The organism is Actinobacillus ureae ATCC 25976 (assembly GCF_000188255.1).
Taxonomy (GTDB): domain Bacteria; phylum Pseudomonadota; class Gammaproteobacteria; order Enterobacterales; family Pasteurellaceae; genus Actinobacillus; species Actinobacillus ureae.
On record NZ_GL831080.1, the window covers coordinates 482,943 to 492,797 of the forward strand.

A 9,855-nucleotide genomic window follows, 5' to 3' on the forward strand; every position below is an offset into this window, starting at 1 on the left:
AAATTAATACAACAAGCGGTCGATTTTTACTAAAACTTTGCAAATGGAAAACACTAGCATTTTAACCTATCAAATTGCAAAAATCGGTAAAAATCGACCGCTTATTTTTATTGAAAACTACACGCTAAGATCCGCTTCGTCACCACGATTTTGTAACCATTGTTTACGATCTTCGGCACGCTTTTTCGCCAGCAACATATCCATAATTTCAAAGGTATTCGGCTCGTTTTCTTCGGTTGTATCTAGCTCATCAAGGGTAAGCTGTACTAAACGGCGCGTACTCGGATCCATTGTGGTTTCACGCAACTGACTTGGGTTCATCTCACCCAAACCTTTAAAGCGCTGGACATTCGGTTTGCCTTTTTTCTTGGCTAAGCGAGCTAAAATCGCTTCTTTTTCCACTTCATCAAGGGCGTAATGTACTTCGTCTTTACCGATATCAATCCGATAAAGTGGTGGCATTGCCACATAAACGTGTCCGTTTTTGACTAAATTCGGGAAATGGCGCAAGAACAAGGCACATAATAAAGTCGCAATATGTAAACCGTCCGAATCCGCATCGGCAAGAATACACACCTTACCGTAACGCAATTCATCTAAATTATCGTTATCCGGATCAATCCCCATTGCGACCGCAATATCATGCACTTCTTGAGAAGCTAGCACTTGATCGGAAGATACTTCCCACGTATTCAGAATTTTACCTCGTAACGGCAAAATCGCTTGATAATCTTTATCACGAGCTTGTTTTGCTGAACCACCCGCAGAATCCCCTTCCACTAAAAACAGCTCGGTGCGGCTTAAATCTTGCGAAGTACAATCGGCTAATTTGCCCGGTAACGCAGGGCCGCTCACCAATTTTTTACGCACGACTTTTTTTGCAGCTCGTAAACGACTTTGTGCCGATGAAATTGCCATTTCGGCAATCAATTTACCAGTTTGCATGTTTTGGTTTAGCCATAAACTGAACGCATCTTTGATTGTGCTATCCACATAACTTGACGCTTGACGAGACGAAAGACGCTCTTTGGTTTGCCCTGCAAATTGCGGTTCTTGAATTTTTAACGAAAGTACATAAGCGCAGCGATTCCACACGTCATCAGCAGTTAATTTAACGCTCTTCGGCAATAAATTATGAATTTCACAAAATTCCACCATTGCTTTTAACAAGCCGTTACGTAAACCGTTTACGTGCGTACCGCATTGAGCGGTCGGGATCAAGTTTACATAACTTTCAGCTAATAACTCCCCCCCTTCCGGCAACCAAGTTAACGCCCAACTTACCGCTTCGGTTTCAGAGGAAACATCGCCAATAAACGGTGGATTCGGCAAACATTCGAATTCTTTTAGTGCTTCGCTTAGATAATCGGATAAACCGTCTTCGTAGTACCAGCTTTCGCTATTATTATTGATATGATCAACGAAGTTAATGGTTAATTTCGGGCAAAGTACCGCTTTCGCACGCAATAAATGGCGTAAACGGCTGACTGAAAATCTCGGCGAATCAAAGTATTTTGGGTTCGGATAGAAACGAACGGTGGTACCGGTTTGTTTTTTCGGACAACTGCCAATTACAGTTAATTCTTCTACTTTTGCCCCGTTTTCAAAGGCAATCGTATAGATTTCACCGTTACGCTTAATTTTGATTTCTACACGTTGCGAGAGGGCGTTTACCACCGAGATACCCACCCCATGCAAGCCACCTGAGAAAGTGTAGTTTTTATTGGAAAACTTACCGCCTGCGTGTAGTTTAGTGAGAATTAATTCCACGCCGGAAATTTTTTCCGTGGAGTGAATATCAACCGGCATTCCTCGCCCGTTATCAATCACTTCCAACGAATTATCCGCATGCAGAATCACATCAATTTGAGAAGCATAGCCGGATAACGCTTCATCGACACTATTATCAATAACTTCTTGCCCTAAATGATTCGGACGGGTGGTATCCGTATACATCCCGGGGCGAAGTTGGACGGGTTCAAGATCTTTTAAAACGGTAATTTCATCAGCACCGTAGCGTTTATCAGACATGACTAAACTCTCTTAATGGACAGAAAAACAGGCATTCTACTGGCAAATTCCCCATTTGTTGAGTAAAAAATACTGTTTTAATGATTTTTTGTTTCACCAAGCAGAGATTTTTTGATGATAAAGCTAAACTGGCTACCTTTGCCGAATTCACTTTTGATTTTTAATTGCGAACCGTGTTGCTCCAACGCATATTTAACAATCGCTAAACCTAAGCCGCTGCCACCAGTTTGATTACTGCGTGATTCATCCACTCGATAAAAACGCTCGGTCAAATGCGGTAAGTGCGTTTCTTCAATCCCAACACCATTGTCTCGCACGCTAAACTCCGCCCCTTCGTTACACCAATGCCAATCCACTTCAATAATCGAACTGTCACCGGCATGCTTAACCGCATTATAAATTAGATTGGAAACCGCACTTTGCAGCTGGTTTTCATCGCCTAGTACGGTAATATTCGGTGTGATATTAAAAATAATTTGCTGTTTGCTGTGCTTTAAGAAATCTGCATTTTTTTGTAATGCCAAAATCATTTCTGACATTTCAACCACATAATGTTCCTTACTGGAAGAGGTTTCGATTTTCGCCAATAAATTCAGCTGATCCAATAAATTCCCCATCCGCTTAGCCTGTGACTGCATCGCCTGAATACTTTTCTGCTGTAATTCTGTTTCCGCTTGCCCTTCCAATAATTCCAAATAACCTCGCAATACGGTTAGCGGCGTACGCAATTCGTGATTCATATTAGTCAGAAAGGTTTGTCGGGAGTGTAGTAAACGAATCATTTGTGTCACGTCACGAGCAATAATTAAATAGCTCTCGCTATCATAATCATTTAAATGAAATTCGATATATCGCTCGTCTCGATCCATTAATACAAGCGGTCGATTTTTCTTATTTTGATGAAAATACTTTTTAAACTCTTCATAAAAAATCACACTAAACACGCTTTTTTCGAGTTTTTTATCCCAATAGAAATTCAGCATTTCTTGCGAAACGTTATTGCACCATAAAATCGTGCCGTCATGCTGACAAATAATGATAGCATCCGGCAAATATTGGATATTTTTATTTAATTTGGAGAGCAGTCGCAGTGTTTTAATTTTTTCTCGACGATTACGTTTTTGATAAAATGCGACCGTTTGTGAAATATGTTCCCATGTAGTTAAAACCTTTCGGCTACTTTTACGATTCGGGTCGATTAAATGTAATAACCGCTGTTCATTATAGTGATGCCAAATCAATAATAAGACGAGAATCAAAGCAAACCACGTTAAAAAGTGCCAAGCAAACAACCCGAATAAAAACGCAATCGCCGCCGCTAATGCCGTTTCAATAAAGAAATGTTTAAAAGAGAGTTTAACCTTTTTCATTAATCATCCCGAAAGTGGTTGGAAAAACGATAGCCGGAACCTCGCACCGTTTGCACATAACGTTCAAAACCACAAGGTTCCAAGCTTTTTCTTAAACGGCGGATATACGAATCGACCGTTCTGTCTTCCACATAAATATCATTGCCCCACACGAAATCCAACAATTGTTCTCGACTATAAACTTTTTCCGGATGAGTCATAAAGAAGTGTAATAATTTATATTCGGTACTGCTTAAACTGATTTCTTTTTTCTGAAAAGTTACCCGTTTGGCATTTTGATCTAAAATCAGATCATCAATATTAATCACGTCATTATTTTGATAGGTACGTCTAAGTAAGGCTTCAATACGAGCAATCAACACTTTAGGAGAAAACGGTTTGGTGACATAATCGTCCGCACCGGTATTAAGGCAAGTAATGCAATCGTCTTCCGAGCTGCGTGCTGTGAGCATTAAGATAGGAATTTGTGTGGTTTCTTCCGACTTTTTTAAATATTGAATGAACTGGATACCAGAACGCCCCGGCAACATCCAATCTAGCAATATCAGTTTAGGTTTTTCATCCAATTTTTTCACTGCACTCTGATAGTCTTCCGCGTCAATAACCTGATAATTTTGCTGTAATAAAAATAGAGCAATCATCTCTCTAATTGCTTTTTCATCTTCGACAATCAGAATTTTCTCATTCATCTTCTGCTCCTAACCTTTTGCTATGAATAAGCGGTCAAATTTGACAAAAAATTTGCAAAATTTCAGTAAAATTTAACCGCTTGTTTAAATCGATTCAAGACAAATTTAACCCATTCGACCTCGAATATAATCTTCAGTACGTTGGAATCTCGGCTTATCAAAGATTTGCTTGGTTTCACCAAACTCGACTAACTCACCTAAATACATATAAGCGGTATAATCCGAACAGCGTGCCGCCTGTTGCATGTTGTGGGTCACAATCGCCACCGTGTAATCGTGTTTTAATTCACAAATCAATTCTTCAATTTTCATGGTGGAAATCGGATCGAGTGCCGAACAAGGTTCATCTAATAACAAGACTTCCGGCTTAACCGCAATACCACGGGCAATACATAAACGTTGTTGCTGACCGCCAGATAAACTGTCGCCGCTTTGATGTAATTTGTTTTTTACTTCGTTCCATAGCGCGGCTTTGGTTAATGCCCATTCTACACGATCATTTAATTCCGATTTCGGCAATTTTTCAAACAAACGAATACCAAATGCCACATTATCATAAATCGACATTGGGAACGGTGTCGGTTTTTGGAACACCATACCGATTCTGGCACGGATTAATGCGATATCGGTTTCAGTCATAAGTAAATTTTCGCCTTCAAACAAAATTTCCCCTTTGGCTTTTTGATTCGGGTATTGTTCGAACATTCGGTTTAAAGTGCGTAACAAGGTCGATTTACCACAGCCTGAAGGTCCGATAAAAGCAGTGACTTTATTTTTGGCAATACGTAAATTAATGTTTTTGAGTGCGTGAAAATCGCCATAGAAAAAATCTAAGTGATTAATCGCAATTTTAGTATCTTGCAGTGAAATTAATTCGTTACTCATTGCATTTCCTTATCGTTGTTTTTGTTTAAAAAAGATACGGGTGAGAATATTGAGACATAACACAAACCCGGTAATTAATGTCGCCCCAGCCCACGCTAAGTTATTCCAATCTTGGAACGGACTTGCCGCATATTGATAAATCACGACTGGTAGGTTTGCCATTGGTCCGTTCATATCCCACGAACTAAATTGGTTTGAAAGCGCGGTAAACAGAAACGGGGCGGTTTCTCCCGAGATACGTGCCACCGCGAGTAACACACCGGTAATAATCCCCGAACGAGCCGCTTTATAACAAACCATGGTAATCATGCGCCATTGCGGGCAACCTACCGCCACTGCAGCTTCACGTAAGTTATTCGGAATCAGATTCAGCATACTGTCGGTGGTACGTACCACGACCGGAATCACTAACAAAGCCAAAGCGAAAGAACCGGCCCAGCCTGAATAGTGTTTGACGTGCGATACATAAATCGCATAGATAAATAAACCGATAATAATTGACGGAGCTGAAAGTAAAATATCATTCAGAAAGCGAGTCACTTTCGCCAATTTACTATAGCGTCCGTATTCGGCTAAATAAGTCCCAGCTAAAATGCCGATTGGTGTGCCGATTAGCGTACCGAATAACAACATCATCAATGATCCGATAATTGCATTACTTAAACCGCCTACTTCATTCGCTGCCGGTGTCGGTAAGGTAAACAGGGTCAATGAAAATTCCGGAATTCCTTTTTGAATTAAAGTAAATAAAATCCAGCCTAACCAAAACAGCCCGAATCCAACCGCAAAGAAAGATACTGAAAGCATAATTTTATTAACGCATTTACGGCGGTAAAAACGCCCATTTTTATTACAATGCATTATTTATTTCCCTCTTTTTTGCTCATTCTTAAAACCATTAAACGAGAAATACTGAGTACCACTGTAGTTATTAAGAATAAGATTAAACCTAATTCCATTAATGCCGATTTTTGTAAGCCTGTCGCTTCGTTAAATTCATTCGCTATCGCGGATGCAATCGAAGCAGACGGTGAAAAGAGTGAATCCGGTAAATTAAATGCGTTACCGATAACAAAAGTGACCGCCATCGTTTCACCCAATGCACGTCCGAGTCCTAACATCATACTGCCGACCACACCGGCTTTGGTGTAAGGTAAAATGATTTTCCAAACAACTTCCCAAGTGGTTGAACCTAAGCCATAAGCACTCTCTTTCAACATTGGCGGGACAACGCCAAATACTTCTCGCATCATGGAAGCAATATAAGGAATAATCATAATTGCCAATACAAGCCCTGCGGTAAACAGACCGATACCAAAAGGTGCGCCGGAAAACAGTACGCCGATAAGTGGCAGATCGCCGAGTAATTCAATTAAGGTGGGTTGGATATGTTCTTGGAAAAGCGGAACAAAGACAAATAAGCCCCACATACCGTAAATAATGGAAGGAATTGCAGCCAGCATTTCAACTGCAACACTAATCGGACGTTTTAACCATTCAGGTGCAAGTTCGGTTAAAAAAACTGCAATACCAAAAGAAATTGGTACCGCAATCAATAAAGCAATTAATGCAGAAATTAAAGTACCGATCACCGGCACAACCGCACCATAGTTGTCATTATTCGGATCCCAATCGTTTGTCCACAAGAAACTTAGCCCAAATCGAGTTAATGATTCCCAGCTACCGATAACTAATGAAATTAAAATAGCTGCCAACATAGCAAAGACAAGCCAAGCAAAAAATTGCGTTGTATGCTTAAACAAGCCTTCTGCTAAAGGATGATTTAAACAGCTTGGTTTATTAGACATAAAAAAACTCCAATGTTTATTTTGGAGTTTATTTTAAAAAAAGAATATGACAGTTTTATGACAAAATAAGACTGGAAAGAACCTGCTGTTTACCAATAAATCTCTAAACTAGAAGCAATAATTTTCTCTATACCTTGTTCTAATTTATTGCCGCCGGAGTAAGCGAGATCATACGCATAACCCGCTTCTAAATAGGCACTGACATTTTGATGCACACTATAATCCGTTCCAAATACAGCACTTCTTCTAGCAATCCGATCTATTTCTTCTTCTAAGGTCAAGTTTTGCCGTTTAGCAACACTATAAGCACAATTAGTATAAACACTTCCTTGATCAGAATAAGCATATCTAATACCTGATTTAATCAGAAATAACTTTTCATCCTCAAACAAATTCGGTTGTTTTCGATATCGTAAACCGGTATCCAGTCCGAACAGCCAATTTTTCGAAAACAAAAGTAAACTTAATTGAGCGCCTTCCTGAGAAGCACGCTGATTAGTTCGGTCAAGGTAATTCACATAACTATAAGCAGCGCCAATAGAAAATGCTTGTCTGTCATTTAATGAAGTATCATATAAACCGGCAATCCCGACACCGTCTTTTAACTTACGATTCGATTGTCTAGGAAAACTATCGGTCTTTTCTGGAAAATGATAATGACTACTTAATTGTAGATTCTCTATGCCTGTATAATCATAGCGAATAACAGATTTACCGCTATAAGCTAAAAGGCGTTCACTATTTCCTACAAAATAATCAAAATCGCTGACGTAAATCTCATTAGCAAACAAAGATTGGCGCCCAATTCTTAACTGCCCATACTTTTTTGATGCTCAATACCGAGATAAGCACGACGCACACTTAACTCACCGAATCTATCCCGAGTAGCGTTTTTTTCATAGTTATTTAAATTCCAACCGACTCTAGCAAATAAACTTAATTCATCAGATAACTTATGCTTAGCCTTAAATCTGATTTCTGAGCCATTATTCGCTAAATTGGTATTCATTGATTCATTTAGCGTTTCATTTAGCGGATAACGATGTGTGCGGTAATATTGTTTTTCCAATACCATATTCATCTCACCACTAAAACGGAGCGTTGTACCATTCCTTTCATAAATTGTAAGCGCATAGCTTTCTAAGCTATACACACTTGCAAGACCAATAAGCCAAAGATTCTTTTTCATAATATGCATAAAATCTCTAATATTTTTTATCATTGATGATAGTTTATGTTGATTTCTTGCTAATAAAATTGAAAGCGGTCGAATTCAAGGTTGTAATATAAACCTAAAATTCGACCGTTTGTTTTCCAATTTAATGATTAGCGAATCGCTTTACCATCTTTATCTTTAACTTGATCATGCCATTTTTGCTGAATTTTTTCTACCACATTCTTTGGCAACGGCACATAATCCAATTCTAATGCCGCATTTTTACCCTTCTCAAATGCCCAGTCAAAGAAATCAAACACTGCTTTGGTTGCCTTTGGGTTCTCCGCTTGTTGATGAATCAAGATAAAACTTGCCGCCGTCACCGGCCATGAATTTTCACCACTTTCATTAGTCAGCATAATGCCCATACCTTTCGCTTTATCCCATTGTGCATTTGCAGCCGCCGCCATAAAGCTGTCACGGGACGGTTGGACAAATTTACCCGCTTGGTTTTGTAAAGAAGCCCAGGCTAAATTATTTTGTTTCGCATAAGCATATTCGACATAACCGATAGAATACTTCAACTGTTTCACATAAGCGGCAACGCCTTCATTGCCTTTACCGCCGTGACCGGTCGGCCATTTAACCGATTTTCCCTCTCCGACTTTTTCTTTCCATTCCGGCGAAACCTTAGATAAATAGTTCGTCCAACCGAATGTTGTACCAGAACCGTCCGAACGGCGTACCACAATAATGTTTTTCTCCGGTAAATTTAATGATTCATTTAATGCTTTAATCGCCGGATCATTCCATTTGGTAATTTTACCGAGGAAAATATCCGCTAATACCGTACCGGATAATTTTAACTCGCCGGCTTTAAATTCCGGTAAGTTCACCACCGGAACCGTACCGCCGATAATTGCCGGAAATTGTAATAATTTGTGTTGCTCCAATAATTCTGCTTTCATTGGGTCATCTGACGCACCGAAATCAATCGTGTTAGCGATAATTTGCTGCTGACCGCCACCGGAACCGATAGATTGATAATTCACTTTATTGCCTGTTTCTTTTTCATAAAGTGAAGCCCATTTCGCATAAATCGGATAGGGAAACGAAGCACCAGCACCAGTAATCGTTTCCGCATAACTTGATGCCATCACGCCTAATGAAAGCCCGATCACTACACATTTTCTTGCTACTTTTACCAATAACATATTGTTCTCCTCATGGATGTTTAAACTAGCTGTTTGGAACAGATTATTTGGTTTAAGCGTATTCTAAAAAAACAATATGACGGTTTGATGACAGCAAAATCATTTACAAAAAATTTAGCGTTTTAGACCGCTTAATATTGAACATTCCGAGCTATCGTTACCGCAACAAGACTTACTCCAACTTTTTAATAACGTCAGCATTTGTTGCAAATCGGCAATTTTCTGCTGAAGTTCTTCAATATGTTGCTCGGTAAGTTTCTTTACTTCACGGCTGGTGCGATGCGGATCATCATTTAGTTTTAATAATTCGCTGATCTGTACTAAAGAAAATCCGACCTTACGTGCATTACTGATAAAGTGTAAACGTTCCAAATCCGAAATCGAATAAACTCGATAACCACTACTTGAACGGACTGCCTGCGGCAGTAAACCGGCTTTTTCATAATCGCGAATTTGCTTAGCTGATAATCCAGAATGTTCCGCAGCTTGGCTAATATTCATTCTATTACCTCTTGACCTTAACCTAGGGTTAAGGATTAGCATATAAAGAAATTCAGTATTCGTCATTCTTTTTTATGAGGTAGCTATGAAATTTCGTCTGTTAAAAGTCGTTTCATTTTGTGCAATGCTTGCGACTCCTTCTTTTGTTTATGCAGTCAATAATATTGAAGTATGGAAAAGCCCGACTTTGATCTGCCCCCC

At 39.4% G+C, this 9,855-nt stretch carries 10 protein-coding genes and 1 pseudogene; 1 reads left to right on the forward strand and 10 read right to left on the reverse strand.

Going from position 1 to position 9,855, the window contains the following annotated elements; genetic code table 11:
- Positions 1–117 precede the first annotated feature (117 nt).
- The 10 genes from parE to HMPREF0027_RS02475 all read right to left on the reverse strand — a co-directional run bounded on the left by parE (position 118) and on the right by HMPREF0027_RS02475 (position 9,654).
- Entirely contained in the window at positions 118–2,031 is a 1,914-nt protein-coding gene (gene parE / locus HMPREF0027_RS02430) for a DNA topoisomerase IV subunit B (RefSeq protein ID WP_005621964.1), read from the reverse strand.
- Between the two features lie 77 nt (positions 2,032–2,108).
- A complete protein-coding gene (gene phoR, locus HMPREF0027_RS02435) occupies positions 2,109–3,401 on the reverse strand; it encodes a phosphate regulon sensor histidine kinase PhoR (protein ID WP_005621966.1) in 1,293 nt (430 codons plus the stop codon).
- The gene (gene phoB / locus HMPREF0027_RS02440; protein ID WP_005621967.1) at positions 3,401–4,090 is read right to left on the reverse strand and encodes a phosphate regulon transcriptional regulator PhoB; all 690 of its coding nucleotides are present in this window, start codon (positions 4,088–4,090) and stop codon (positions 3,401–3,403) included. The genes phoR and phoB overlap by 1 nt, the downstream gene beginning before the upstream one ends.
- 105 nt (positions 4,091–4,195) lie before the next feature.
- Positions 4,196–4,975 carry a phosphate ABC transporter ATP-binding protein PstB gene (pstB, locus tag HMPREF0027_RS02445; protein WP_005621969.1) on the reverse strand — a complete coding sequence of 260 codons (780 nt, stop codon included), beginning with the start codon at positions 4,973–4,975 and terminating at the stop codon, positions 4,196–4,198.
- 9 nt (positions 4,976–4,984) lie between these two features.
- Positions 4,985–5,836, reverse strand: coding sequence for a phosphate ABC transporter permease PstA (pstA, locus tag HMPREF0027_RS02450; RefSeq protein ID WP_005621971.1), 852 nt, complete (start codon positions 5,834–5,836; stop codon positions 4,985–4,987).
- Entirely contained in the window at positions 5,836–6,783 is a 948-nt protein-coding gene (gene pstC / locus HMPREF0027_RS02455) for a phosphate ABC transporter permease subunit PstC (RefSeq protein WP_005621973.1), read from the reverse strand. Before pstC ends, pstA begins: the two co-directional genes overlap by 1 nt.
- A gap of 89 nt (positions 6,784–6,872) precedes the next feature.
- Positions 6,873–7,574, reverse strand: a complete 702-nt coding sequence (locus tag HMPREF0027_RS02460; RefSeq protein WP_005621974.1) for a porin family protein — start codon at positions 7,572–7,574, stop codon at positions 6,873–6,875.
- A 17-nt stretch (positions 7,575–7,591) separates the two neighbouring features.
- Positions 7,592–7,972, reverse strand: a complete 381-nt coding sequence (locus HMPREF0027_RS02465; RefSeq protein ID WP_155812098.1) for a hypothetical protein — start codon at positions 7,970–7,972, stop codon at positions 7,592–7,594.
- Between the two features lie 137 nt (positions 7,973–8,109).
- Positions 8,110–9,153 (reverse strand): phosphate ABC transporter substrate-binding protein PstS, encoded by a 1,044-nt coding sequence (gene pstS / locus HMPREF0027_RS02470; RefSeq protein WP_005621978.1) that lies wholly within the window; start codon positions 9,151–9,153, stop codon positions 8,110–8,112.
- A gap of 114 nt (positions 9,154–9,267) precedes the next feature.
- Complete coding sequence (locus HMPREF0027_RS02475; protein WP_005621979.1) at positions 9,268–9,654, reverse strand: Cu(I)-responsive transcriptional regulator; 387 nt, start codon at positions 9,652–9,654, stop codon at positions 9,268–9,270.
- Positions 9,655–9,739: 85 nt separating this feature from the next.
- Here HMPREF0027_RS02475 and HMPREF0027_RS12370 point away from each other — a divergent pair.
- Positions 9,740–9,855 (forward strand): annotated as a pseudogene (locus HMPREF0027_RS12370) (DUF411 domain-containing protein); the annotation flags it as partial.